Genomic DNA, 25,443 nt, shown 5'->3' on the forward strand with positions numbered 1-25,443 from the left:
TTGCGAAAAAATTTTCAACCTGCTTTTATGATTGTTTTGCCAAGGGAGCACCCGATGGACTATCGCCAGCTAGGCCGTACCGATCTGAACGTGAGTGCAATTTGCCTTGGGACCATGACCTGGGGTGAGCAAAACAGCGAGGCCGAGGCCTTCGCGCAGATTGAACGGGCCAAGAGCGCCGGGATCAATTTCATCGACACCGCCGAGATGTATCCGGTGCCGCCCAAAGCCCAAACCTACGCCACCACCGAACGCTACATCGGCAATTACTTCCAACGTCGCGGCGATCGTGCCGACTGGATCCTGGCCAGCAAGATCGCCGGGCCCGGCAACACCATCGACTACATCCGCGACGGTCAGCTCAAACACAATCGCCAGCACATCGTCCAAGCCCTGGACGCCAGCCTCAAGCGCTTGCAGACCGACTGGATCGACCTCTATCAACTGCACTGGCCCGAGCGCAGCACCAACTTCTTCGGCCAACTCGGCTATAAACACACCGCTGACGAAGACTTCACCCCACTGGAGGAAACCCTCGAAGCGCTTGACGAACAGGTCAAGGCCGGCAAGATCCGCCACATCGGCCTGTCCAACGAGACGCCATGGGGCACCATGAAATTCCTTGCGCTGGCCGAAGCCCGAGGCTGGCCGCGCGCAGTATCGATCCAGAACCCCTACAACCTGCTCAACCGCAGCTTCGAAGTGGGCCTGTCGGAAATCGCCATCCGCGAACAATGCGGCCTGCTCGCCTACTCGCCGCTGGCGTTTGGTTTTCTGTCCGGCAAGTACGAAGGTGGGGCGCGCCCGGCCAAAGGCCGCCTGAGCCTCTACAGCCGCTTCAGCCGCTATTTCAACGCGCAGTCGGAAGCTGCGTGCAGCCGTTATGTGGCGCTGGCCCGTGAACATGGCCTGGACCCGGCGCAAATGGCCCTGGCGTTTGTGACCCGGCAGCCGTTTGTCACCAGCAACATCATTGGCGCGACGACACTGGAACAACTCGACAGCAACATTGCCAGTCTTGATCTGAAGCTTTCGGATGAAGTGCTGGCGGGTATCGAGGCGATTCACAAGGATCACCCGAATCCGGCTCCTTGATTGATCTTTAGATCCATTCGCGAGCAAGCCCGCTCCCACAGGTACAGCGCGATCCATGTGGGAGCGGGCCTGCTCGCGAAAGCGGTCTTCCATTCACCCTGAATTCAAAGCGACCGCGCAATGATCTCCTTCATGATTTCATTGGTCCCGGCATAGATCCGCTGCACCCGCGCATCCGCCCAGGCGCGGGCAATCGGGTACTCCCACATGAAGCCGTAACCGCCATGCAACTGCACGCACTCGTCGAGCACCTTGCATTGCAGGTCGGTGCCCCAGTATTTGGCCATCGCCGCCGTCGGCACGTCGAGCTTGCCTTGCAGATGCAGCTCCAGGCAGCGGTCGACGAAGACCCGGCCAATCTGGATTTCCGTGGCCATCTCCGCCAGTTTGAATCGGGTGTTCTGGAAGTCCGCAATCGCCTTGCCGAATGCCTTGCGCTCGCGGGTGTAATCCAGGGTCCAGCGCAACGCCGCTTCGGCTGAAGCCAGACCGCCGATGGCGACCGTCAGGCGCTCTTGTGGCAATTCCTGCATCAAATAGGCGAACCCCATCCCGGCCTGCCCCAGCAGGTTTTCCTTGGGCACACGAACATCCTGGAAGAACAGTTCGGAAGTGTCCTGCGCTTTCATCCCGACCTTTTCCAGCCGCTTGCCCTTGGCGAAGCCCGGCGTGTTCGCCTCCACCAGGAACAGGCTCGTGCCCTTGGCGCCAGCCTTGGGGTCGGTCTTGGCGACGACAATCACCAGGTCCGCCAGAAAGCCGTTGGTGATGAAGGTTTTCGAGCCATTGATCACGTACTCATTACCCTCCAGCACCGCAGTGGTTTTGACCCCTTGCAGGTCGGAACCCGCACCCGGCTCGGTCATCGCGATGGCGGTGACCATCTCGCCTGAAACCAGTTTTGGCAGGTACTTGTGCTTCAGCGCCTCACTGCCGTAATGCAGGATGTAGGGCGCCACGATGTCCGAATGCAGGGAGAAACCAATGCCGGTCAACCCCAACCGCCCCACCTCCTCGATGACCACCGCGCTGTAGAGGAAGTCCGCCCCCAGGCCGCCGTACTCTTCCGGCAAGTGGGAACAGAGCATCCCCGCCTCCCCCGCCTTGCTCCACAGCGTACGATCAATGTAACCCTGCTTTTCCCATTGCCCATGGAACGGCACAGCCTCTTTTTCAAGGAAGGTCCGTACGCTGTCGCGAAAGAGTTCGTGGTCGGGGCTGAACAAGGTTCTGGGGATCATGCGGGCACCTGTCGTTATTGTTTGCCGAAAATGAATCAATGAGCCTAGCCCCCTCCCCAGCAAGAGGGCACTGGACACATCCGACAAAAAATAAGACGATCCAGCCGTCTGGTGACCACTTTCCCCTATAAGAATAAATTGAATTATGTCTAACCAAGTCTCCACGCCCTTGCGGCGCGTCAGCATCCTGGCTATCGACCGGGTTTTCGCTTCCACCCTCATGCAAGCCAAGGATTTCTTCCATCTGGCCAGCCTGCGTTACGGCAAGCAACTGGGCCAAGGCCTGACACCGGCGTTCGAAACCCGCCTGGTCAGCCCCGACGGCAAACCAGTGTGCAGCTTCAGTGATGTGATCATCCCCGTGGATGGCGAACTGGAGGATGCGGATATCATCATCCTTCCCGCCTTCTGGGACGATTTCGACACCCTCTGCCAACGTTATCCACAAGTGCTGCCATGGCTTGGCGAACAACATGCCCGTGGCGCCGTGCTTTGCGGTGAAGCCACCGGGGTGTTCTGGCTCGCCGAGGCCGGCCTGCTCGACGGCAAGGAGGCGACCACCTACTGGCGGTTTTTCAATGCCTTCGAGGAACGCTTCCCCAAGGTCCAGCTCAATCAGGACAAACACCTGACCGACGCCGACAACCTGTACTGCGCGGGCGGCACTACGTCGGCATGCGATCTCTATATCTACCTGATCGAACGCTTCTGCGGCGCTCATGTGGCCCAGGCCGTGGCTCGCGACATTCTGTACGAGGTGCAACGCAGCTATGCCCCGGGTCGCATCGGTTTCGGCGGTCAGAAACTGCACCAGGACGTGATCATCCTGCAGATCCAGCACTGGCTCGAAGAGCATTTCGCCGACAAGTTCCGCTTCGAAGACGTCGCGCGTGAACACGGCATGAGCATCCGAAACTTCATGCGCCGCTTCCAGACCGCCACCGGCGACAAACCGCTGCATTACTTGCAACGGCTGCGCATCGAAACGGCCAAAGGCCTGCTGTCCGGCAGCCGCAAGAGCATCAAGACCATCAGCTACGAGGTTGGCTACGACGACGCGAGCTTCTTCGCCCGACTGTTCCGACAGCACACGGAGTTGTCACCGAACCAGTATCGGCAGCAGTTTCAGCAAGCGGCGTAGGCTTTAGAACCACTACAAATCAAAAATGTGGGAGCGGGCTTGCTCGCGAAAGCCGTGTGTCAGTCGACATCCATGTTGAATGCCAGTCCGCTTTCGCGAGCAAGCCCGCTCCCACAGGGGTTCTGCGATGAACGAAAAAGGGCCTGCATTGCAGGCCCTTTTTTGTGCGGCGAAACGCCCTACGGCTTGTGCGCCCGCGACAGGAACTCGTGGGACTGCATTTCCAGCAGGCGGCTCAAGGTGCGCTGGAACTCGAAGTTCAAACGACCGCCGGTGTAGAGGTCTTTCAGCTCGACTTCCGCCGAAATGATCAGCTTGACGTTACGGTCATAGAACTCGTCGACCATGTTGATAAACCGTCGGGCGATGTCGTCGGTGGTGACGCTCATCTGCTCCACACCGCTGAGCAACACCGCGTGGAAGATTTTTCCGAGTTCGATGTAGTCGTTCTGGCTACGCGGACCGTCGCACAACTCGCGAAAGTCGAACCAGGCCACATCGTCGCAGGTGCGCAGAGCGCGAATCTCACGATTCTCGATCATCAACACATCGTTTTCGACAGCCTGAGTGCATTCCGGCGTGAGTGCGCGGAAGCTTTTTCGCAGGCTCTCGTGGGACGCTTCGTCGAGCGGGAAGTGGAACAACTCCGCTTGCTCAAGGTGGCGCAGACGGTAATCGACGCCGCTGTCGACGTTGACGATGTCGGTGTGCTGCTTGATCAGCGCAATGGCCGGCAAGAACCGCGCACGTTGCAGGCCGTCCTTGTACAGACCGTCCGGCACGATGTTCGACGTCGCGACCAGGGTCACGCCGTTCTTGAACAGTTCTTCCATCAAGGTGCCAAGGATCATCGCGTCAGTGATATCGGACACGAAGAACTCATCGAAACAGATCACCCGAGCCTCGTTGGCGAAACGCTTGGCGATGATGGTCAGCGGGTTCTTTTCGCCGCCAAGGGTCTTCATCTCTTCGTGCACGCGCTTCATGAAACGGTGGAAGTGAGTGCGGGACTTTTCCTGGAACGGCAGCGCTTCATAGAAGGTGTCGACCAGGTACGTCTTGCCGCGACCTACGCCGCCCCAAAAATACAGACCCTTGACCGGCGCCTGGTCTTTCTTGCCAAACAGCTTGCCGAACAGGCCCGGCTTGCTTTGCGAGGCCGCGACCAGATCGTCGTACAGGCGCTGCAAATGACGCACGGCAGTTTCCTGCGCCGCATCATGGAAGAATTCCGGGCGTTTCAAATCAGCTTGATATCGTTCTAGGGGCGTCATAATTCGTTAGCAAGGCAACAAAAACGGGCCGTCACTGTAGCGACGGCCCCGGGGAATGGCAATCAGCCCTTGGTCGGGCCGAGCCGCTGATTATTCCTGAACAGGCGTCAGAGCAACCCGCAAGGCGTCGATGGCGACATCCCGCGCGGCACTGTCCGCAAAAGCCGGACTGTCGGCGACGCACTCGCCCTCCAGCCAGACGCTAAAGCTCAGGTCTTCGCTGCGCACGTCCAGCGGCTGACCGGACTGCAGTTGCTTGGTCACCACGCCTGCGGTTTTGCCATCCGCGAAGTGACGCGACAGCACGAGTTGCTCGCCATCGGCCGCCAGCAGACGGAAGCGGAAGCTGCCGTCGTCTTCACGGAAGCTGACAAAACGCGCAGCTTTCGCGGCTTTCTTCTTGGTGGTGGCTGCCACTTGCGTCTGGTTGACGAAAGAGCGCAGGCCAACCGCTTCACGCAGCTCGTTGAGGAACGGCGTGGCCACGGCGCGAGCCTTTGCAGCACCGTGCTGCAGAATGTCTTCGAGATCTGCCGGACGCTCAATCAGCGTGTAGTAGCGATCGCGGGACTCGCCCAGTTCGTTATCGAGCAGCTGGAACAGACGATTCTTCGCTTCACCCCAACCCAGGCCCTGCAACAGTTCGCTGCGGAACTCATCGGCCTGCGCCGGGGTGGCGAAGGCCTGGAACAAGGTGAACAGGTGCGAGTTGTCCGGGTCCTTGGCCTCGCCCGGTGCGCGGGAGTCGGTGACGATCCGCGAAATTGCGTCCTTCATTTCCTTGGCACTGGAGAACAACGGAATGGTGTTGTCGTAGCTTTTCGACATCTTCCGACCATCAAGACCCGGCAGCGTGGCGACGCTTTCTTCGATCAGCGCCTCCGGCATGGTGAAGAACTCCTTGCCCTGGCCAAACAGGTGGTTGAAACGCTGGCCGATGTCACGGGCCATTTCCACGTGCTGGATCTGATCGCGACCGACCGGCACCTTGTGAGCGTTGAACATCAGGATGTCCGCGGCCATCAGCACCGGGTAGCTGTACAAGCCCATGGTGATGCCGGCATCCGGGTCTTCGCCGGTTTCAACGTTTTTGTCCACCGACGCCTTGTAGGCATGCGCACGGTTGAGCAGGCCCTTGGCTGCGACGCAAGTGAGCAGCCAGGTCAGTTCCGGGATTTCCGGGATGTCGGACTGGCGATAAAACGTTACCCGATCCACATCCAGGCCACCGGCCAGCCAGGTCGCGGCGATTTCCAGGCGCGAGCGCTGGATACGCAGCGGGTCATCGCACTTGATCAGGGCGTGGTAGTCGGCCAGGAAGTAGAACGAATCGGCATTGCTGTCGCGGCTGGCGAGGATCGCCGGGCGGATAGCGCCCGCATAGTTGCCCAGGTGCGGGGTGCCGGTGGTGGTGATGCCAGTGAGGATGCGCGTACGAGTAGTCATGGGTAATCGCTTATCAGACTGCAATCAATTCGAAAGGCGCGGCAGGATCAGATCCTTGAGATCAGTCAGCTTGCCGTGAAAAAAGTGCCCGCATTCTGCCACTTTCAGCAGCTCATGGGGGCGATCAAGGGCATCAGACCAGTCGTAAACCAGCTGCGGGTCGATGACTTCGTCGGTTTCTGGCTGGATCACAGTGACCGGACAGTGCTGCGGCAGTTGATCCTGATCGCCCAGGCGCATCACGGCAGGAGCGACCATGAACAACTGAGCCAGGCGTTCCCCGCTGGCTTCCAGGCGCCCGCCCAGGCTGGCCGCAACAAAACCACCAAACGAGAAACCGAACAGGGTCATCGGCAGCTCAGGGTGCCTGGCGCGAAACCACTCGGCCGCTGCTTGTGCGTCGTCGACTTCGCCAGTGCCCATGTCATGGGAACCCGCGCTGGCACCCACACCACGGTAATTGAAACGTAATGTGATCAAACCGGCGTCGCGAGCGGTGCGCTGCAAGGTCGAAACAACTTTATTGAGCATGGTGCCGCCCTGCACCGGGTTGGGGTGGCAGATCAGCGCCAGGCCGCGTGGCTCGGGGGAATCCAGGTACAAGGCTTCGAGTTGGCCCACCGGGCCATCAATCAATACAGGGGTTTCACGCATAAGCAAGGAAGGAACTCCGTGACCTCTCGAGGGGTCGACTCGTCTAGCTAAAAGTCTGTGCCTGGCATGATTGCGATCTCGTCGCGGTATACAGCGCAGGTCCGAGCCGTTAACGTAAAGCAAAGCCGTTTATAGAGGAAGGACTCGTGGAACACTCGCTCTTAGTTTGGTTGTTGCCGACTCTTGCCCTGGTTGCCGGTGTCGCCATTGGATTCCTGGTTGCCCGACTGCTGCCCAATGCTGCGCCTAACCGCACGCAACGTCAGCTGGATGACATCCAGGAACGTTTTGACAGCTATCAGAATGAAGTGGTTACCCACTTCAACAGCACCGCAATGCTGGTGAAAAAACTCACTCAGAGCTATCAGGAAGTGCAAGACCACCTCGCCGAGGGCGCCAACCGCCTGGCCCTGGACGAACAGACTCGCCAACGCCTGCTGGCTGCCCTGCACACCGATGCCGTGCAAACAACCCCGCGCGAGCGCCTGACCCCGCCGCGCAATCAGGAGCCGCCACGCGATTACGCACCGAAAGCGCCAAACGCTCCGGGCATGCTCGACGAACACTACGGCCTGAAGAAGTAATCAGGTTTCGCTCTACACAAAAAGCCCTCGGACAGGTGATGTCCGAGGGCTTTTTTGTGGCTCAGGGTTTGATAACTCCTGCGCCTGTCAGGGCCTCTTCGCGAGCAAGCCCGCTCCCACAGGATTTATGGTGCTCACTGAATGATGGCTCGACTCTGAACCCATGTGGGAGCGGGCTTGCTCGCGAAGAGGCCCGCACAGGCAACAACAAAAAAAGCCCGCCCGATCTGCTGAGAATCGGGCGGGCTTTTTTACACCTGGGGTTCAGTCAGGCCTGTTACTGGTATTGCTGACCTTGCGGCTGGCCATACTGCTGACCAGGGATCGCCTTGAGGTTGACCTCTACGCGACGGTTTTGCGCACGACCATTAACGTCACCGTTGCTGGCAACCGGGTTATCCGGACCGGCACCACGTGCCGACAGGTTGGCACCGCTGACACCCTGGGAAGTCAGATAAGTCGCCACGCTCTGGGCCCGACGCTGGGACAGGTCCATGTTGTGCTGACGGCTGCCAGTGCTGTCGGTGTAGCCGACGATTTCAATCTGGTTCTGGCTGAACTCTTTCAGCGAGCCGGCCAGGTTGTTCAACGGCTGGTAGAAGCTTGGCGCGATATTCGCCGAATCGGTTGCGAAAGTGATGTTACCCGGCATGATCAACTTGATCTGATCACCCTGGCGCTGCACCTCTACACCGGTGTTGGCCATGCTGGCGCGCAGTTTCTTTTCCTGCTGGTCAGCGTAGTAGCCATAACCGGCGGCAGAAGCACCGACGACTGCCGCGCCAATCAGCGCGCCCTTGCCACGGTTGTCGTGACTGATGGCTGCGCCGGCCACGGCACCGGCCAGCGCACCGAGACCACCGTACTTGGCGGTTTTACTCATACCCTGAGAGCCACCGTCGGCCTGCCCCTGGTTGTCATACGGGTTAGGTGAAGCGCAGCCGGACAGCAATGCCACGGCAGTAGCGACAATAATCAAACGACGCGAGGTCAACATGGAAAGCTCCTACTTTTGCATTCGGTGGTGCAACGGACGTTGGCAATAGACCTTTGCGGGCGTTGGATCACCATGAACGGCAAAAATTCCATGAGCTTCACTCACACCTGGAAATCAGGCCCGCACAAAAGGGTTCTCGCGCATTTCATCGCCCAGACGGGTGTCGGGACCATGTCCGGTGACCACCGTCGCCTCCTCGTCCAGGGTATACAAGCGCTGCTTGATCGAACGTACGAGGGTGGCCTGATCGCCACCCCACAAGTCCGTCCGCCCTACCCCACGACGAAACAACGTATCACCGGCAATCAGCAGCTTAGCCTCTGAAAACCAAAAGCTCATGGAACCGGGCGTATGACCTGGTGTGTGCAACGCTACGCCACATCCGCAAGCCAGTTCCTCATCATCAGCCAGCCAGCGATCCGGCGGCGGCACCGGGGTATAGGGCACCCCGAACATCTGGCACTGCATCTCAAGATTATCCCAAAGGAACTGATCCTCTTTATGCAGATGCAAGGTGGCGCCGGTTTTTTCTTTCAACTGCCCGGAAGCGAGGAAGTGATCAAGGTGAGCATGGGTATGAATTATGCTTACTGCACGCAAATCCAAGGCATGGAGCCGGTCAAGGATCAGTTCGTGGTTACCCCCAGGATCGACGACAATCGCCTTACCGGTTAGCGGATCACCGATTATCGTGCAATTACACTGCAATGGCCCTACCGGAAAAGACTCTCGGATTATTACAGTTTTTGGCGCTCTCATAGGGACTCCTGTAAGATTCGTGGCAGAATCTTGGCACAATGCCATCATCCGTACGGGTCGTGCTAACGCAATCCCCCCCTCCAATGATCACAAATTAACGACTCCAGCCCTCCCTGGCAAACCTCGACTAGAAGGTAGCCGGAACACTTAATCATTCACCAGCAGGAAGCAGCAAAATACAAATGTTAAGTACTAAATGTGTGTCGCTTTATGAGCTTAACCTGACAATGGATTTTTCATGACTTACCAGAACACTATGTTTCTGCGATTTACGCTAATAGCCTTGATTGTCGGTTTCATTACGCATATTTCCGGGATGATTTTCATCACTGATGGAAGCACTCGCACCACCGTGTCCAATATGGTCCTGTTCATACCTTCATTGGTTTTGTTCATAGGAGACGCTCGACTTCGTAACAGCATGATTCAGAAAAGATACTGGCTCATCGGTGCAATGCTGATTTTTACAGTGGCCATTGCCTTTACTAATAGCGGCTCTGAAAACTCCACGTATGATCAGTTCAAAATAGCCTTATATATTGTCTTGTACCTCGCGACCATTGCCCTCTTGGTCAGAGAAGGCAAGATGGAAGCGTGCCTGAACATTCTGTTTGTTATCGCAGGTGTTTGCGCCATTGCCAGCATCGTCCTGCAATCCATTCTGCAAGATCGGAATATTGTCTTTAGTGGCTATCGCCTGTTCAGCCTGGGATATGGACGTTATGGTGACTTTCAAAACCCTATCATTGCAGCGCTATTTTATGGATTCTTCGGCGTCTATGGTTTTTGCCAACTGCTGACCAAACGCTACTCGCTACCGATCACTGTCTTATTCAGCGCCTGCCTGGTCAGTCTGTCCCTGTATGTGTTCTGCACCGGGGCTCGCGGTGTCTGGATGGGGTATGGCGTTGCTGCGTTAACGGCGGCCGTTCTCTTTCACACCCCCCGTACCAGAAAATGGCTGATGGGTGCAGTGTTAGTCGCTGCTGCTATCGGCATTTGGCTTTCCCCCGTAGTGCGTGAGCAACAAGTACGTGGTTTCAGCTTGAGAGACGCAATCTGGGAAGGTTGGTTCACACGCCTGAACGAATTCTGGTTAACAGGGGCAGGCGCAGGCCGCAGTTTCGACATCTGCATTGCATCAGGTCAATGTTTCAATCAGGCCCACAATCTCTTTCTGCAGTTCTTTTATGAGTATGGCGTCATCGGTGTTCTGTTGATGTTGACCATGCTGATTGCTGCCTTCCGACAAGCAACGGATCGAAGAATCTGGAACGCCCCTCTGGGGTCGATTGGTTTGCCGTTGCTCATTTTCGGCATGATGACAGCCTTGTTCAACTACCACACCGTCATGAATCGCCCCGGCGTCTACTGGATAGTGTTCTGGCTGCCGCTGGGCATCATTCTGGCCCAGCACACGCGACTGAATAGCGTTTGCGAGAGAACTGTCCGTGATAACTAGTATGTTTAGTGCCGTAAAACGTTACTGGCACATCGAGATTATTGGCAGCCTCGACAAACCTTTCAGCTGGAAACGGCTATTTCAAAAGTGCCGCAGATACAGCCGTTATCGTTATGTGTTCTGGTTTCGTCTTGCCTATGTTCTCAATGAACAAGGCAATAAGTTCTGGAGACGTCGCGGCAAACTGCTCAACGAAAAACTGAGTCGCGAGTTCAACGTAGAAATCATGCTCGGTGCGACCATTGGCGAAGGCCTGTGGATCGCTCACCCGAACGGAATCGTGATTACCTCCCACGCGCAGATCGGCAAAAACTTCAAGATCTGGCAAAACAGCACCATCGGGATCAAAGGGTTGCGCGATGACGTCAAGCTGCTCATCGGCGACGGAGTCAGGGTTCATGCACACGCCTGCATTATCTCCGACGACTTGCAGCTCGGGGATGGTGCGATCGTCGGTGCGGGTACTTTCCTCGATAAAAGCGTCGCCGCCGGTCACGTAGCGTTCAATCGGCGCACCACCGACGTTCGCGAGTACGACTCAACCTCGATGGGTCGCCTCCAGCAGTAAACAACACCCTGCGTGAGGGAGCTTAACCCAACAGTCCCAACGCCTTGGCCCGCGCCACAGCCTGCGTCCTTCGCTCGACACCAAGCTTGCTGTTGATGTGGCTGGCGTGGGTTTTGACGGTGTGCAACGAGATAAACAGTTGATCGCTGATTTGCTGGTTAGAACAACCTTGAGCGATCAACTGAAGCACCGCCTGCTCCCGGGCACTGAGATTTTCCGTGTGATGCTGCGGATCAAGTGCTTCACGCGTGACGATCACCGGTAATCGCTCAAGCAGGCTCTCGCGCAAGGGTGTTGGCGGACAGTGCGCCAACTGCTCACGCAACCATTGCGGATGATCGCGCAATAACCATTCGAAAGGTTGCAAGACACCCCCCGCCGCCGCATCAACAGCCTGTAACAAGGTTTGCCGGGCCTCGGTCTCTCGACCGCCGATCAACAACGCGAGTTTCTGACTCAAGGCCATCGCACTGAGCATTTGTCGGCCCGTGCGCTGCCCATGCTCAATCAGTGCATTCAAACGTCCCTCTGCACGCATCGGCTGCCCTTGAATCGTCTCAAGCAGCGCTTGTTGCAACTCAATGTGCAACGGGAGCTGCGGATGGAACTCTGGCGGGGCTGCCGCCAATTCGCCGTTGTAGGTCTGACCCAGCCTCGCCAGCCAGGCTTCGGCCAGGTCGGTGCGTCCCTGGGCCAGCCAGAGCTCACATTTGACCAGAGTGATCATCGCCAGGTAGTAGATCGGTGGCACATCCCAGATGTGCATCAGTCGCTCGGCCTCTGCCAGTTCGGCGAACGCGGCGGCAAAATGACCGCGATGCCCTTCCAGATTGGCGATGACGCAGTAACCGATCAGCACGCTGATGTCCCGACACGCCCGAGCTTCGACCAGCCCGGCCTGCAACCGGGCCAGCCCGGCCTCGGGTTGCGAGCGCATGGTCAGCAAAAAGCCTTCATAGAGCGTCAGGCGTGCGCGAACGGCATACAGTCGCTGCGCCGACAACCCTTGTAACCGTTGCAGGCCCTGATGCACTTCATCGAGAGCACGCAGTATTTCCCCACGAGCTTGCAGCACTCGAGCCCGATCGTAGTGAGCCAACGCCTCGAACAGCGGATTACCCACCCGTTGCGCCAACTCCAGAGACTCTCGATTAAGGCCTCGCGCACGCCAGAGGTCGGCGTCGGCAATGGCCAGGTTGGACAGGGTCGACAGGCACATCAGCCGCTGGCCGTATCGTTTGGCCGGCAGGCTCTCCAGCGCTTGCGTGCAATACAGTATGGTCAGTTCGCGGTTACCACGGCCCCTGGCAATGATCCCGCTCAGCGCCAACCATTGCGCCAGCATGGACTTCTGCGCCGTTGCCGAAGGCGCCGGCAGGAATCGGCTCAAATGACTGGCCAGCTCCTCAGCCGCATCCAACTGACAGGCCAGCCCAAGCGCCCAGCTATACAACACGATCAGCCGGGGGGTGCTGATCAGCAGGCTGTCGGGCAAGTCCATTTTCCAGCGCAGCAACATGGCGACATTTTGCTCGGCCAGCAGTTGCTCCTCGGACAGGTTCTGCACCAGGTTCGCCGCAACATCCAGGTGCCCGGCGCGCAAGGCCTGCTCCACCGCCTCGTCGATCAGGCCTTGCGCATTGAACCAACGGCACGCCCGCAAATGCAGACTGGCGGTCGGCACCATGGTGCTGACCGAAGGCCTGCTGCGCAGCAGATCGGAAAACAGATGATGGTAGCGGTACCAAAGACCCTGCTCGTCCAGCGGCACCAGAAATACCTGATGCGCCAGCAGATACCGGAGGATCTGCGCACTGTCGTGTGCTTCACGCACGGCGTCGCAGAGCTCGCTGCAAAAGCGTTCCTGGGGCGCGGTGTCGTATAAAAAAGATTGCACCTCGGCAGGCAGGCAATCGATGACCTCTTCCAGCAAGTAGTCGCGAATCAAGCCTTCGCTGCCCTTCAACGCCTGTGGCAGCGCCTCATCGCCACCGGCTTCAGAGGCCGCCAACAGCCAGAAACGCAGACCGGCCACCCAGCCTTCGCTGCGCTGGATGAGTTGCTCCAGCGCTTCACCACGCAGCGAGCTGCTGTGACGGTCGAGCAAGGCCAGGGATTCATCATGGGTCAGGCGCAGGTCTTGCTCGTGCAGCTCGACCAGTTGCCGCGACAGCCGCAAACGCGCCAGATGCCAGTCCGGGCGCTGTCGACTGGTGACCAGCACCAGCACACCGTCAGGCAGGTGATTGAGGAAGAATTGCAGGCAGCGATCAAGGACCGGCCCCTGCGCCAGGTGGTAGTCGTCAAGAACCAGCAGCAGCGGCGCACGGGTCGATACGTGAGCAGCCAGATCGTCGAGCAAGCCGTCGAGCCATTCCTCGAAGGCAAAAGGCTGGTGCCGTTGGCGCATTTTCAGCAGGCCGAGGGCCTGAGCGCCCAACTGGGGAAAGTAATGTTGCAGACCGTCCAGCAGCCGTTCGAGGAAGCGACCGGGATCATTGTCTCGTGGGCTAAGCCCCAGCCAGAGGCTTTGCCAATGAGCGGGCAGGCTCTGGCAAAACTCCACGGCCAACGAGCTTTTTCCGAAACCTGCCGGCGCACTGACCAGTAGCAGCCTTCCGTTCAAACCCGCCGTCAGGCGTTCACATAAGCGAGGTCGCCACACGTGGCCATCAGGCAACGGAGGTCGGAAAAAACGCCCGTCCAATGCCGTGACAGCAACACTGGCGGGACCCGAAAATGGGGACAGATCATTCATGGCCGGCTCTTGTTAAAATTCTGTTGGCGGCATTGCAGATGTCCGCAGACTAGCGGTAAACGACAAGGGATTGAAGGTTATTGCTACAAATGGCTACAAAAAGACCACGGTCTGACAGACGCCCGAACCACGAATCGTTGCAAAAAAAAACGCCCCGAATCAATCGGGGCGTTTTTACGAGGATGCGGCCTCGGTTTACAGCGGGTTAGCGAACCCCTTCCTGACGCAGTGCAGCTGGCGTGAAGTCGCTGGTAGTGGCGGTAAAGCCGAAGTCATACGCCTGCTTCTCTTCGTTCTTCATGCCCAGAGCCAGGTAACGGCCGGACTGCAGGTCATAGAGGGTTTCAAGGGCGTACCACGGCACCTGCTTGTCATAGTAATCCTCGGCGTGAGCCTCAGCGACACGCCACAGTTGACCACGACCGTCGTAGTGATCGATCACTGCCGCTTGCCAGGTGTCTTCATCGATGAAGAAGTCACGTTTGGCATAGATGTGGCGCTGGCCTTCCTTCAAGGTTGCAACCACATGCCAGACACGACGCAGCTCGTAACGCGCCAGGTCCTGATTGATGTGGCCGGCCTTGATGATGTCGGCGTACTTGAGCGCCGGGGAATCTAGCTTGTAGCTGTCGGAGGCAATGTACATCTCTTTCTTGCCTTCAAGCTTCCAGTCGTAGCGATCCGGCGCACCGTTGAACATGTCGAGGTTGTCGGATGTACGCAAACCGTCAGCGGCAGTACCCGGACCGTCGTAGGACACCTGCGGAGCCCGACGCACACGACGCTGACCGGCGTTGTAGACCCACGCCGAACGCGGCTCCTTGACCTGGTCAAGCGTCTCGTGAACCAGCAGGACGCCACCGGCCAGACGTGCCGGCGCGGTCACTTTCTGCTTGAAGTAGAACAGGATGTTGCCCGGGTTTTTCGGGTCGTAGTCCTTCATCTTGTCGCGGAACACGAACTGATCCTGGAAGTACACCAGGCTGTACGAGCCATTCGCTTGCGGCGTGGCCTGGGTCACCAGGCGAGTCACGCTACCGCCACGATAACGGGTGATGTGGTTCCAGATCACCTCGACGCCGCTTTTCGGAATCGGAAACGGAACGGCTGTCTCGAAGTTTTCCAGCCCGTTGCCACCTGAAACCAGGTTGGTACTGGTGGCGTTGCGCTTGATCGCGGCAAACACGTCATCCGGTACCGTGGCGCCACGATGGGACGGGTACACCGGCATTTTGAAGGTGTCCGGGTAACGCTTGAACATCGCGTATTGGCCCGGCGCCAGTTTGTCTTTGTACTTGTCGACGTTTTGCGCAGTGATGGTGAACAGGGGTTGCTCACTGGCAAACGGGTTGGACAGGAAGCCTTTGCTGTCCACGGTGCCGGCGTTTTTCGGCAGTGGTTTCCAAGCTGGAATCGATCCGTCGGCATTGCCTGCCATTTCCGCACCCATCGGGGTCAGGCTCTTGCCCAGCTTGTCCGCTTCCGCCGCCGGAACGGCCGCCATGACATTGGCCGCCAGCAACGAAAGCCCCAGTACTCCTACGTGCAACAGACTCTTGGTCATTTTCATATTCTTGTTCGTCCTGAAGTAGCAGTACTTAGAAGTTCACGCCAAAGCTGAGCGCAACGAAGTCGCGGTCATCCACGGTGGTGTACTTGCCGTCGAAGAAATTGGTGTAGGCCAGGCTCGCGGTATAGGTGTTCTGATACTCGGCATCGACACCCAGGCTGACAGCCTTGCGGCCTTCTTCGAAGTTGCCGCCAGGGCCAGGGGAATAACCGCTGACGTCATGGGACCACGCCACATTCGGCTTGAGGTTCACACCCGCGAATACGTCGTTGTATTCCCAAATGGCACGACCGCGATAACCCCAGGAAGTCGAGGTGGTGAACCCGTCGTCATTGCAGTTACGGGTGGCGTTGTTTTTGGCGGTGCCTGGACCGGCGCCCGCAATGGTCTTACCGTTCAGGTACTCGCAAGTACCATTTGGCAATTCACCCGGCCCGTAAACCGGGTCACGGCCATAACGTACGTTGGAGGTGCTTTCCAGGCCGCCGACGTAGGTCAACCCGACTTCACCTACCAAGGTCAGACGGCTGGCGCCCATGACCTGATCGAAGAAGTGCGTGAACGTGGTCTGCAACTGAGTGATTTCTTTACGACGATAACCGTGCAGGTCCTGACCAGGCTGGCCGTTGAGCAGCGAAGCATCGGCGAGCGGACCACCCAATGGACGCACACCGTTGAACAGGATATCGGTGGAGTTCAGTTGCACCGGCGCGTTCGGACGGTAGCTGATCTCGCCCTGCCACGCGGTGCCGGTAGGCAAGGTGGTGGAAAAGCTCAAGCCATACAGGCGAATGTCTTCCGGGTATTCGACAAAGTACTTGGAGTTACCGGCCACCAGTAACGGCCCCAATGCTGCGAATGGACCTGGCAACCCCTTGGCGATGTTGTAAATCGACTGTGGCGCAGCCGTGGCGCTGAAAATCGGCGCGCGGCTGTGGTAGTTCATGAAATAGGCACCGAACTCGGTGTCCAGCGGCTCATAGTTGTACTTGAACGATAGCCCCCACTGGCCGCTGTCCCGTGCATCGCGGTCGCCGCCACGGGCAACCAGTACACCTTCTTCGTTGACGTCGACGCCAAAGTTGGCCAATGGCCCCAGGGCGATGGCCGGGATGGTCGAGCGCTTGTTCAGCACCCGCAGGTTGTCGGTGCAACCGTCGGCGATGATGTCCGGCTGGGAGAAGAAGGTGCCGCAGTTGTCGACAACGGTCTGGTCCCATTCCAGCTGATAGAACGCCTCGGCCGACAGGTTTTCGGTCAGGCTCTGGGAAATGTAGAACATGTTGACCGGAATCAGGCCTTCCTTGACCTCGGCACCCGGACGACGGAACGCAGACACATCGATCGGGTTGATCGAGTTGATGCCGCCACCGATGAACGTACTTTCACCCCAGCTCACGACCTGCTTGCCCAGACGGACCGAGCCAGGCTCATCGCCTATCGAGTAGTTGTGGTAAACGAACGCATCGAGAATTTGACCGCCGGAGGACTTGGCACCTTCCTTGCGGCCGTCGTTACTGGCGTTTTTGAAGTCGAGGTCTTCGTCTTGCAACTTGAAGTCATACCAGTACTTGCCGCGTACGAATACGCCCGTATCGCCATACTTCAGCTCAAGATCATGGATGCCCTTGAAGATCTTCGAGAAGGTCTGACCGCTCTTGAAGTTCGCATGGCCGTCGTCGGAGGTCTGCGACAGGCCGTGACCACCGTTGTTGACACCGATCAGGTTCTTGTTGGGCTGTTCGGTGGACCAACTGGCACCCACCGACAGTGACGAATCGAACTGACCTTCGATCTCTCCGATATTGAAACTGACGCCGAATGCGGGTCCGGCGAGCGTAGAGGCGAGACTGACCGCCAGGGGCAGTTTTGCCCGGCGCCAGAACTGGTTGGTAGATGTCATCGACGCTACTCCATGTGCTTTATTGTTATGGCAGTGAGCACTTCTAAAAACGTTCTGAGTGACCGGAAACCAGAAGCCCCCGACATCATTCAAGTTGCATCGCCCCGTTGTGTGCGTTTGCCTCGTTCTTAAAAATCCTTGAGCGACTATAGCCAGCAGGGGTTACTGCTTGATCCCTCTAAAGTGTGATTTGCAGCCCCCGGGCACTCTGGAACAGTCGTTTCGCCAGACCGGCAAATGCCGGCACGGCAAGAATGGCTGAAATTTTCGATTTCACAAGCCAAGCGCTTGCTTGGTGGGCCTGCCGTGCCTTTTCGGGCACGGCAAGGGACGCTTAAAGCGTCGAAAGGAAGGTGCTGTTGTTGGCTTGCCACTGTGTGATGTCGACGCGGATACGCTTCTTGTCGAGCTTGCCGACACTGGTCTTGGGAATTTCAGTAACAAGGGCGATCTGACTCGGAATTGCCCACTTGCTCAAATGCCCCAGTTCCACGAAAGGCTTGAGGTGTTCCTTGAGTTCCCTGGCCCCGATCACATGGCCTTCTCGAACCACCAGCAGGGCAAACGGCCGCTCCCCCCATTGCGGATCAGGAATGCCGACCACTGCTACTTCACGTACCGCCGGGTGGCGGCTGATCAGGTCTTCGAGTGCCAGCGAGGAGACCCATTCGCCGCCAGTCTTGATCACGTCCTTGATGCGGTCACGAATATCGATCACGCCCATGCTGTCCAGGGTCGCGACGTCCCCCGTGTGCAGCCAGCCGCCAGCCCAGAGCTCGGCGCCCTTTTGCGGCTCATTGAAATAGCCCTCGGTCAGCCAGGGGGCGCGCAGCACGAGTTCGCCCTGGGACTCGCCATCGGCGGGCAGGAAGTTGCCGTCGTCGTCGACAATGGCCGCTTCCACCAACGGTCCCGGCACCCCGGCCTTGATGCGGTAGGTGGTGCGCTCGTCATCGGTGCCGGCCAGCAACTCTTCATTCAGGTGCGCGCAAGACACCAGCGGGCCGGTTTCCGACATGCCGTAGGCGGCAGTCAACTGAATGCCCTTGGCCTTGGACGCTTCGTACAGCCCACGGTTGAGGGCACTGCCACCAATGACGATTTTCCAGCCACCGAAATCGGTGCCTTGTGCAGCCTTGGAGTTGAGCAGCATCTGCAGGATTGTCGGCACACAGTGGGAGAAGGTGACCTTCTCCTTGCGCCACAGCTCTACCAGGTATTCCGGGTCGTAACGGCCGGGATAGACTTGCTTGAGGCCCAGCATGGTTGCCACATACGGAAGGCCCCACGCATGCACATGGAACATCGGGGTGATGGGCATGTACACGTCGCGGGTGCCGAGCAGGCGCACGCTGTCGATGCTGCCCATGATCACCGCCACGCCCATGGTGTGCAGCACCAGTTGCCGGTGGGTGAAATACACCCCTTTTGGGTTACCGGTGGTGCCGGTAGTGTAGAAAGTGGTCGCGACCGAATTTTCGTCGAAATCCTGAAAGTCGTATTGGGTGCTGGCGGCGGCGAGCAACTGCTCGTACTCACCCACCAGGTTCGGCAGGTCAGCCGTTTTGTCGGCCCCGTCGGTGATCAGCAGGGTTTTCTCGACCGTGGCCAGTTGCCCGGCAATCGCCTGGTAGAGCCCCACAAACTCACTGTTGACCAGCACGAAGCGGTCCTCGGCGTGGTTCATGGTGTAGAGAATCTGTTCGGGAGACAGGCGCACGTTGATGGTGTGAATCACGGCACCAATCATCGGGATCGCAAACATGCATTCCAGGTAACGGTGACTGTCCCAGTCCATGACCGCCACGGTATCCCCGGCCTTGACCCCCGCCGCCGTCAACACGTTGGCCAGCCGCGCGACCCGCTCGATCAGGGTCGGGTAGGTATAGCGCAACTGGTCGCGGTAGACGATTTCACGGGTTTTTTCGTAGCGGCTGCCCGACATCAGCAGACGCTTGATCAGCAGCGGGTATTGGTAGGCCCCTTCAGCCGGGGGGATAACGCGAGTCTGCAACATAAGAATCCCTTTTCTGACTGCACGGTCTTGGCATTGAGTTAAGCACTCTAGAGCCCTTGAACACAGCCCAAATCAGCCAAAGGAATGATTTGCGGCACCGTACAAATGCTAGCTTTACGCCAGCATTTGCCCGGATTCATCACTGATCACACGATTTGGCCTACAACCGTCCGGCCGCACACCTCCAAGGTGCGAACGGACAACGCGATCAATGCATCTCGGTAAAGGCCAGTTTCACACCGATGGCGATCAGGACCGCGCCCATCATCCGGTCGAACCAGTGGCCCATGCGAGCGAAACCGGCACGTACGCGCTGCTGGCTGAACAGCATCGCCACCAGGCAGAACCAGACAGCGGTCGCCACGGCCAGGTAAATCCCGTAACCGGCCTGGATCGACAGCGGCGTGTGCGGGTTGATGACCACGGTGAACAACGAAAGGAAAAACAGCGTGGCCTTGGGGTTCAGGCCATTGGTCACGAACCCCGAGGTGAAAGCACCGCGCGCGGTGCGTTCGCCGACTTCCTTGTGCAGGTCTTCGGTAGCAGGTTTGGCCGGTTGCGCCCGCAGGGCCTTGAAGCCGATGTACAGCAGGTACGCGGCCGCCAGCCATTTGAGTGCATTGAACAACACAATCGACTGCGACACGATCAGGCCAATGCCCAGCAACGAATAGCCCACGTGCAGGAAGATCGCCGTGCCCACCCCCAGCGCCGTCCAGGTGCCGGCGCGGCGACCGTGGGTCACGCTTTCACGCACCACCACGGCAAAGTCCGGTCCTGGACTGGCCACGGCGAGCAGGTGAATCAGGGCAACGGTCAAAAACTCGGTCAAGTACATGAGGGCTCCTTTTGGCCAAGCGTAACGTTTTGTTTCATCTGGTAGGCTCGGCAGATTACGCCTTCAGATCCCCGCGCAAAAGGTACAGTTAATGACGAACGACAACCGCGCCGTTTTCCTCGACCACAGTTCCTTGGACCTCGGCGACCTGGACCTCAGCGGTTTGCAGGCCTGCTTCGATGACCTTCAACTGTGCTCGCTGACCACGCCGGACAACATCGTTGAGCGGCTCAAGGGTGCCTGCGTGGCCATCAGCAACAAAGTCCTGTTGAACGCTGAAACGCTCAAAGCCTGCCCTGACCTGAAGCTGATCCTGATCGCCGCCACCGGCACCAACAACGTCGATCTCGCCGCCGCCCGCGCCCATGGTATTACCGTAAGCAACTGCCAGGGTTACGGCACGCCATCGGTCGCGCAACACACGATCATGCTGTTGCTTAACCTCGCCACGCGCCTGGGCGATTATCAAAAAGCTGTCGGTGAAGGTCGCTGGCAGCAGGCGAAACAATTCTGCCTGCTGGACTACCCGATCGTCGAACTCGAAGGCAAAACCCTCGGCCTGCTCGGCCATGGCGAGTTGGGCGGCGCAGTGGCGCGGCTGGCTGAAGCCTTTGGCATGCGGGTGGTGTCGGGGCAGATTCCCGGCCGCCCTGCCCGCGCTGATCGGGTGCCGCTCAATGAACTGCTGCCGCAAGTCGATGCGCTGACCCTGCATTGCCCGCTCAATGAACACACGCGCCATTTTATCGGGGCTCGCGAACTGGCACTGCTCAAGCCCGGTGCCTTTGTGGTCAACACGGCCCGCGGTGGCTTGATCGACGAGCAGGCCCTGGCCGATGCCCTGCGCAGCGGCCATTTGGGTGGTGCGGCCACCGATGTGCTGAGCGTCGAACCGCCGACCGCCGGCAATCCGCTGCTGGCCCATGACATCCCTCGCTTGATCGTCACACCCCACAACGCCTGGGGCAGCCGCGAGGCGCGGCAGCGGATCGTCGGCCAACTGACGGAAAACGCCCAGGCGTTTTTCAGCGGTACAGCGCTGCGGGTCGTCAGTTGATAAACTGCCGCACTTTTTTTCAAGGAGCAGACTATGGATCCGCGCAGTGAAGTACTGCTTCGTCAGGCTGATTTGTTTCAAGGCTCGTTGCTGCTGGCCGGGTTGCCCGCCGATGACCTGCTGGGCAAATTGCCCAACGCTCACGGCTGGTGCTGGCACGCGGGCGACCAAGCCGCGCTGGACGCACGCTTTGCCGAGCGCAGCCACTTTGGCGTGAACGCACCGGACCGCGCGTTTGAGACAGCCGTGGTGTTTCTGCCCAAGTCCAAGGACCTGACCGATTACATCCTCAACGCCCTCGCCTCGCGCCTGGCCGGTCGCGAGCTGTACCTGGTGGGTGAAAAGCGCAGCGGCATCGAAGGCGCAGCCAAACAGCTGAACCCCTTCGGTAAACCTCGCAAGCTCGACAGCGCACGGCATTGCCAGCTATGGCAAGTCACCGTGGCCAATGCGCCCGAGGCCAAATCGCTGGAAAGCCTGGCCCAGGAATATGAACTGCCACTGGCCGAAGGCCCTCTGAAAGTCATCAGCCTGCCGGGCGTGTTCAGTCACGGTCGGCTGGATCGCGGCAGCGCGCTGCTGCTCGAACACCTGGACAAACTGCCAAGCGGTCACTTGCTGGACTTCGGTTGTGGCGCTGGCGTTCTGGGCGCGGCGGTCAAGCGGCGCTATCCGCACAACACCGTCACCCTGCTGGACGTCGACGCCTTCGCGGCCGCCAGCAGTCGCCTGACCCTGGCGGCCAACGGTCTGGAAGCCGAGGTGCTGACGGGCGATGGAATCGACGCCGCACCGATGGGTTTGAGCGCAATCCTGAGTAACCCGCCGTTTCATGTCGGCGTTCATACCGATTATTTCGCTACCGAGAACCTGCTGCGAAAAGCTGCCAAACATCTGAAAAATGGCGGCGAACTTCGCCTGGTTGCCAACAGTTTCCTGAAGTACCAACCGCTGATCGAAGAGCACTTGGGGGCGTGTACGATCAAGGCCGAAGGGCAAGGTTTCCGGATTTACCGGGCCAAACGCGGCTGAGCAATTAACGCTTGCCCTATCGGATTTGCCTAGGCAGAATCCGCTCCGTCCTAGGGGAGTAGTCTCCCACGAGCGCCATGCTCGTCCGGCATACGTCAACATACTTGGTCCTCAGACCATGGCGTATGCGACCCCAGCGTCCGCACAGACGGAACGCAGGGTTTGACAAGACCTATGACACGAACACCTTACCCGGGGCGGGAAGGCTGTACGTGTCATAGCCGTGTCGACCCGCCCCTTGGAAACTACCTGATGCTGGATTCTCTACTCGTTCCTACCGCAATCGTTGCCTTGGCCGAAATTGGCGACAAGACGCAACTGCTCGCACTCATTCTCGCCGCCCGCTTTCGCAAACCCTGGCCGATCATTGCCGGCATCGTCGCCGCGACCCTGGCCAACCACGCAGCCGCTGGCGCAGTCGGTGCCTGGTTTGGCAGTTTCTTCTCGGATTCAACGTTGCACTGGATTCTGGCCGCGAGCTTTGCAGCGACCGCGCTGTGGACCCTGGTGCCAGACAAAATGGATGATGACGAAGCCAGCACGGCCCGCAAGTTCGGTCCGTTCCTGACCACGCTGATTGCGTTCTTCCTGGCGGAGATGGGCGACAAGACTCAAGTCGCCACTGTGATGCTGGCGGCACAATACCCTGAGTTGTGGCTGGTGATTATCGGCACTACGGCGGGCATGCTGATTGCCAACGTGCCGGTGGTTCTGGCAGGTAACTTTGCCGCAGACAAACTGCCCCTGACCCTGATCCGTCGCCTGGCGGCGTCGGCGTTCCTCGTACTGGCCATTGTGGCGGTGTACAAGGCAATGCAGAGTAGCGGATGGGTGTAATGCGATAGGCCGGTAGAGCGCGTTATCGTTTATCGCGAGCAGGCTCGCACCCACAGTTGATCTCTGACGTACGGGACCAATGTGGGAGCGAGCCTGTTCTCGATGAGGTTCTTACTGACGATGTATAAACATCAGGACTTCGGCGCTTTCTCGTAAAGCGGCATGACTTTCGGAATCGCCGCTTGCAGGGAAGCAATGCGGCTGGTGGACGCCGGGTGAGTACTCATGAACTCCGGTGACGAACCTTCGGAAGCCTTGCTCATCTTGTTCCACAAGGTGATCGCGGCGTTCGGGTTGTAACCGGCACGTGCCGAAAGCTCCAGGCCGATCAGGTCGGCTTCGTTTTCGTTGGCACGGCTGTTGGGCAAGGTCATGCCGTAGTTCGCCACGGTATCGGCCAGCGCCAGGCTGTCCTGCCCCAGACCGAACAATGCGCCAGCGCCCTGCTTGGCCATTTCGATGCCATAGGCCTTGGACATTGCTTCACGACCGTGCTCGCGCAAAGCGTGGGCGATTTCATGACCCATGACGGCAGCGATTTCATCGTCGGTGAGTTTCAGGCTGTCAATCAGGCCAGTGTAGAAAATGATCTTGCCGCCAGGACCGCAGTTGGCGTTGAGCTCGTCGCTCTTGATCAGGTTGACTTCCCACTTCCATTGCGCCGAATCCGGGCGGAAGTTCGGGGCCTGGGCAATCAGGCGATCAGCAATCGCCTGAACACGCCGAGCCTGGGCACTGTTCTTGTCCAGTACCCCTTGGCTGCGCGCTTCGCCAAGCGTCTTTTGATAAGACTGGGCATACATCTGGTTGACTTCATCGGTCGACAGCATGCTGAACATGTACTGCTTGCGTTCGACACCCACCGCGCCGCCGCTGGTCGTATTGACCGACTGGCACCCACCGAGCAGCAGACTTGCGCTCAATGCACACAAAACCAAACGCTTACTCATGAACACTCTCTCCCTGAAAAGATGGCGCGTATCCTAGGCTGTGATCTCTATCGACGCCAGATACAACAGACGTGCTGCACGTTAATTTCAGATACGCCCTACCTCCCCGTCGCAATAAATTCATAAAAGACACCCCGCCAGACGCCGCAAAGGCTCAACACCTGCCCCTGAGCGACACCTGCCGATCCAAAACAGTCATTTTGAAAATTCCCGCTCATGCCCGACCGCCCGGCCGCCGATAACCCTCGGCAGACGTCATTCCCGCGTCCGGAGCCGTTATGAAATTCAAGTCGATCCAGTTTTCCGTCGCCGCCCTGGCCGGTGCCATCGTATTGAGCGTTGTCGCCGCCCTGGTGTTGTACGCCGTGTTCTCCGGGGCGCGGACCCAGGACATGGTCCAGCAGCGCACTCAGGCGCAGTTCGAGCAAGTCATTGAGCAACGTCTGCGCGGGTTGGCGCAAACCCAGGTCAGCCAGATCCAGCGTGAGCTCGAAGCGCCACTGCTGATTGCCGGTGGACTGGTGCGGGTCAACGCGCTGATCGGCACTGCGCAGGCCGACGGCAAACCGCAGCTGAGCCTGAGCCGTGAGCAACTGATCAGCCTGATCAAGGAAAACGTCGCACAGAACCCGAAAATCCTCGGCACCTACATCGGCTGGGAACCCAACGCGCTGGACCATAACGACGCGGCTTATGTCGGCAGCCAAGTGGTCGGTATCGATGCGGGCACCGGGCGCTTTCTGCCGTGGTGGTTCCGCAACGAAGACGCCAGCCTGGGCCTGGACAAACTGGCGGACGTCAACGATCGCACCGTCCTCTCCACCGGCGTGCGCGCCAGCGAGTACTACTTGTGCTCCCAGGAGAGCAAAAAACCCTGCGTAATCGACCCGGCGCCTTACAAGGTCGGCGACAAGACCGTGATGCTGGCATCCTTCATTGAACCGATCATGGTCAACGGCACATTCCAAGGCATCGTCGGCGCCGACCTGTCGGTGAACTTCATTCAGGACATGCTGCTGGGCGCAAACCAGAAGCTCTATAACGGTGTCGGTGAAATGGCCCTGATCGGCGGCAACCAGCGCCTGGTCGCCTACACCAAGGACCCTAGCAAGTTCGGCGAGAAGGTCAGCGACATTCTCGACGCCAGCCAGGTCGCCAACCTGAGCCACCTCAATCGCGGCGAAGTGACCTACAACGTCGACAAGACCCGCGGCAAGATCGAGCTGTATTTGCCTTTCGGCATCGGCCAGACCGACGCTC

The 25,443-nt window shown here is 58.7% G+C and carries 20 protein-coding genes and 1 riboswitch; of the genes, 8 read left to right on the forward strand and 12 right to left on the reverse strand.

The window, feature by feature from the left end:
- Positions 1–54 precede the first annotated feature (54 nt).
- The gene (locus tag AC1Z1G_RS22090; protein ID WP_483622458.1) at positions 55–1,095 is read left to right on the forward strand and encodes an NADP(H)-dependent aldo-keto reductase; all 1,041 of its coding nucleotides are present in this window, start codon (positions 55–57) and stop codon (positions 1,093–1,095) included.
- Between the two features lie 104 nt (positions 1,096–1,199).
- Here AC1Z1G_RS22090 and AC1Z1G_RS22095 read toward each other — a convergent pair whose 3' ends face one another.
- Positions 1,200–2,336, reverse strand: a complete 1,137-nt coding sequence (locus AC1Z1G_RS22095) for an acyl-CoA dehydrogenase family protein (protein ID WP_483622459.1) — start codon at positions 2,334–2,336, stop codon at positions 1,200–1,202.
- A 244-nt stretch (positions 2,337–2,580) separates the two neighbouring features.
- On the opposite strand from AC1Z1G_RS22095, the gene AC1Z1G_RS22100 reads away from it, so the two are divergent.
- Positions 2,581–3,477: a GlxA family transcriptional regulator gene (locus AC1Z1G_RS22100; RefSeq protein ID WP_483627960.1), complete on the forward strand. Its 897-nt coding sequence runs from the start codon at positions 2,581–2,583 to the stop codon at positions 3,475–3,477.
- A 179-nt stretch (positions 3,478–3,656) separates the two neighbouring features.
- Here the strand turns inward: AC1Z1G_RS22100 and zapE are convergent, their stop codons facing one another.
- The 3 genes from zapE to AC1Z1G_RS22115 all read right to left on the reverse strand — a co-directional run bounded on the left by zapE (position 3,657) and on the right by AC1Z1G_RS22115 (position 6,851).
- Entirely contained in the window at positions 3,657–4,751 is a 1,095-nt protein-coding gene (gene zapE, locus AC1Z1G_RS22105) for a cell division protein ZapE (protein ID WP_483622460.1), read from the reverse strand.
- Between the two features lie 90 nt (positions 4,752–4,841).
- Positions 4,842–6,197: a tryptophan--tRNA ligase gene (locus AC1Z1G_RS22110; protein WP_483622461.1), complete on the reverse strand. Its 1,356-nt coding sequence runs from the start codon at positions 6,195–6,197 to the stop codon at positions 4,842–4,844.
- A 24-nt stretch (positions 6,198–6,221) separates the two neighbouring features.
- Complete coding sequence (locus AC1Z1G_RS22115; RefSeq protein WP_483622462.1) at positions 6,222–6,851, reverse strand: alpha/beta hydrolase; 630 nt, start codon at positions 6,849–6,851, stop codon at positions 6,222–6,224.
- A 146-nt stretch (positions 6,852–6,997) separates the two neighbouring features.
- Between AC1Z1G_RS22115 and AC1Z1G_RS22120 the strand changes: the two genes are divergently transcribed.
- Positions 6,998–7,435, forward strand: a complete 438-nt coding sequence (locus AC1Z1G_RS22120; RefSeq protein WP_483622463.1) for a Z-ring associated ZapG family protein — start codon at positions 6,998–7,000, stop codon at positions 7,433–7,435.
- Between the two features lie 277 nt (positions 7,436–7,712).
- On the opposite strand, the gene AC1Z1G_RS22125 is transcribed toward AC1Z1G_RS22120, so the two are convergent.
- Together AC1Z1G_RS22125 and AC1Z1G_RS22130 are read right to left on the reverse strand one after the other, a co-directional pair.
- Entirely contained in the window at positions 7,713–8,432 is a 720-nt protein-coding gene (locus tag AC1Z1G_RS22125; RefSeq protein WP_483622464.1) for a YiaD family glycine zipper/OmpA-like lipoprotein, read from the reverse strand.
- A 114-nt stretch (positions 8,433–8,546) separates the two neighbouring features.
- On the reverse strand, positions 8,547–9,191 hold the full coding sequence (locus tag AC1Z1G_RS22130) for an MBL fold metallo-hydrolase (protein WP_483622465.1): 645 nt from the start codon (positions 9,189–9,191) through the stop codon (positions 8,547–8,549).
- Between the two features lie 238 nt (positions 9,192–9,429).
- Here AC1Z1G_RS22130 and AC1Z1G_RS22135 point away from each other — a divergent pair, with 238 nt between their 5' ends.
- Complete coding sequence (locus AC1Z1G_RS22135; protein ID WP_483622466.1) at positions 9,430–10,653, forward strand: O-antigen ligase family protein; 1,224 nt, start codon at positions 9,430–9,432, stop codon at positions 10,651–10,653.
- A gap of 1 nt (position 10,654) precedes the next feature.
- Complete coding sequence (locus AC1Z1G_RS22140; protein ID WP_483622467.1) at positions 10,655–11,221, forward strand: LbetaH domain-containing protein; 567 nt, start codon at positions 10,655–10,657, stop codon at positions 11,219–11,221.
- A gap of 22 nt (positions 11,222–11,243) precedes the next feature.
- Here AC1Z1G_RS22140 and AC1Z1G_RS22145 read toward each other — a convergent pair whose 3' ends face one another.
- The 5 genes from AC1Z1G_RS22145 to AC1Z1G_RS22165 form a co-directional block, all read right to left on the reverse strand.
- Positions 11,244–13,979, reverse strand: coding sequence for a winged helix-turn-helix domain-containing protein (locus AC1Z1G_RS22145; RefSeq protein WP_483622468.1), 2,736 nt, complete (start codon positions 13,977–13,979; stop codon positions 11,244–11,246).
- A 205-nt stretch (positions 13,980–14,184) separates the two neighbouring features.
- Complete coding sequence (locus tag AC1Z1G_RS22150; protein WP_483622469.1) at positions 14,185–15,549, reverse strand: DUF1329 domain-containing protein; 1,365 nt, start codon at positions 15,547–15,549, stop codon at positions 14,185–14,187.
- A gap of 28 nt (positions 15,550–15,577) precedes the next feature.
- Positions 15,578–17,452 (reverse strand): DUF1302 domain-containing protein, encoded by a 1,875-nt coding sequence (locus AC1Z1G_RS22155; protein WP_483622470.1) that lies wholly within the window; start codon positions 17,450–17,452, stop codon positions 15,578–15,580.
- A 334-nt stretch (positions 17,453–17,786) separates the two neighbouring features.
- Positions 17,787–19,469 (reverse strand): fatty acid--CoA ligase, encoded by a 1,683-nt coding sequence (locus AC1Z1G_RS22160; RefSeq protein WP_483622471.1) that lies wholly within the window; start codon positions 19,467–19,469, stop codon positions 17,787–17,789.
- A 208-nt stretch (positions 19,470–19,677) separates the two neighbouring features.
- Positions 19,678–20,307 (reverse strand): LysE family translocator, encoded by a 630-nt coding sequence (locus tag AC1Z1G_RS22165; protein WP_347901970.1) that lies wholly within the window; start codon positions 20,305–20,307, stop codon positions 19,678–19,680.
- A 91-nt stretch (positions 20,308–20,398) separates the two neighbouring features.
- Between AC1Z1G_RS22165 and AC1Z1G_RS22170 the strand changes: the two genes are divergently transcribed.
- The 3 genes from AC1Z1G_RS22170 (at position 20,399) to AC1Z1G_RS22180 (ending at position 23,233) form a co-directional block, all read left to right on the forward strand.
- The gene (locus tag AC1Z1G_RS22170; RefSeq protein ID WP_483622472.1) at positions 20,399–21,364 is read left to right on the forward strand and encodes a 2-hydroxyacid dehydrogenase; all 966 of its coding nucleotides are present in this window, start codon (positions 20,399–20,401) and stop codon (positions 21,362–21,364) included.
- A 33-nt stretch (positions 21,365–21,397) separates the two neighbouring features.
- On the forward strand, positions 21,398–22,396 hold the full coding sequence (locus AC1Z1G_RS22175; protein ID WP_483622473.1) for a methyltransferase: 999 nt from the start codon (positions 21,398–21,400) through the stop codon (positions 22,394–22,396).
- Between the two features lie 40 nt (positions 22,397–22,436).
- Positions 22,437–22,560, forward strand: a riboswitch (yybP-ykoY riboswitch).
- Positions 22,561–22,648: 88 nt separating this feature from the next.
- Positions 22,649–23,233: a TMEM165/GDT1 family protein gene (locus AC1Z1G_RS22180; protein ID WP_483622474.1), complete on the forward strand. Its 585-nt coding sequence runs from the start codon at positions 22,649–22,651 to the stop codon at positions 23,231–23,233.
- Positions 23,234–23,364: 131 nt separating this feature from the next.
- Here AC1Z1G_RS22180 and AC1Z1G_RS22185 read toward each other — a convergent pair whose 3' ends face one another.
- Positions 23,365–24,183, reverse strand: coding sequence for a M48 family metallopeptidase (locus AC1Z1G_RS22185; RefSeq protein WP_483622475.1), 819 nt, complete (start codon positions 24,181–24,183; stop codon positions 23,365–23,367).
- Positions 24,184–25,443: the final 1,260 nt, after the last annotated feature.

It is taken from the genome of Pseudomonas sp. JL27(2026), from assembly GCF_056933555.1.

Excerpts from the sequence above, each read along its gene's own strand:
- AC1Z1G_RS22145 (WP_483622468.1), bottom strand. The coding sequence starts at position 13,979 with ATGAATGATCTGTCCCCATTTTCGGGTCCCGCCAGTGTTGCTGTCACG.
- AC1Z1G_RS22130 (WP_483622465.1), bottom strand. The coding sequence starts at position 9,191 with ATGAGAGCGCCAAAAACTGTAATAATCCGAGAGTCTTTTCCGGTAGGG.
- AC1Z1G_RS22140 (WP_483622467.1), top strand. The coding sequence starts at position 10,655 with ATGTTTAGTGCCGTAAAACGTTACTGGCACATCGAGATTATTGGCAGC.
- AC1Z1G_RS22165 (WP_347901970.1), bottom strand. The coding sequence starts at position 20,307 with ATGTACTTGACCGAGTTTTTGACCGTTGCCCTGATTCACCTGCTCGCC.
- AC1Z1G_RS22180 (WP_483622474.1), top strand. The coding sequence starts at position 22,649 with ATGCTGGATTCTCTACTCGTTCCTACCGCAATCGTTGCCTTGGCCGAA.
- AC1Z1G_RS22155 (WP_483622470.1), bottom strand. The coding sequence starts at position 17,452 with ATGACATCTACCAACCAGTTCTGGCGCCGGGCAAAACTGCCCCTGGCG.
- AC1Z1G_RS22150 (WP_483622469.1), bottom strand. The coding sequence starts at position 15,549 with ATGAAAATGACCAAGAGTCTGTTGCACGTAGGAGTACTGGGGCTTTCG.
- AC1Z1G_RS22135 (WP_483622466.1), top strand. The coding sequence starts at position 9,430 with ATGACTTACCAGAACACTATGTTTCTGCGATTTACGCTAATAGCCTTG.
- AC1Z1G_RS22170 (WP_483622472.1), top strand. The coding sequence starts at position 20,399 with ATGACGAACGACAACCGCGCCGTTTTCCTCGACCACAGTTCCTTGGAC.
- zapE (WP_483622460.1), bottom strand. The coding sequence starts at position 4,751 with ATGACGCCCCTAGAACGATATCAAGCTGATTTGAAACGCCCGGAATTC.
- AC1Z1G_RS22110 (WP_483622461.1), bottom strand. The coding sequence starts at position 6,197 with ATGACTACTCGTACGCGCATCCTCACTGGCATCACCACCACCGGCACC.
- AC1Z1G_RS22185 (WP_483622475.1), bottom strand. The coding sequence starts at position 24,183 with ATGAGTAAGCGTTTGGTTTTGTGTGCATTGAGCGCAAGTCTGCTGCTC.
- AC1Z1G_RS22115 (WP_483622462.1), bottom strand. The coding sequence starts at position 6,851 with ATGCGTGAAACCCCTGTATTGATTGATGGCCCGGTGGGCCAACTCGAA.
- AC1Z1G_RS22160 (WP_483622471.1), bottom strand. The coding sequence starts at position 19,469 with ATGTTGCAGACTCGCGTTATCCCCCCGGCTGAAGGGGCCTACCAATAC.
- AC1Z1G_RS22090 (WP_483622458.1), top strand. The coding sequence starts at position 55 with ATGGACTATCGCCAGCTAGGCCGTACCGATCTGAACGTGAGTGCAATT.
- AC1Z1G_RS22175 (WP_483622473.1), top strand. The coding sequence starts at position 21,398 with ATGGATCCGCGCAGTGAAGTACTGCTTCGTCAGGCTGATTTGTTTCAA.
- AC1Z1G_RS22125 (WP_483622464.1), bottom strand. The coding sequence starts at position 8,432 with ATGTTGACCTCGCGTCGTTTGATTATTGTCGCTACTGCCGTGGCATTG.
- AC1Z1G_RS22095 (WP_483622459.1), bottom strand. The coding sequence starts at position 2,336 with ATGATCCCCAGAACCTTGTTCAGCCCCGACCACGAACTCTTTCGCGAC.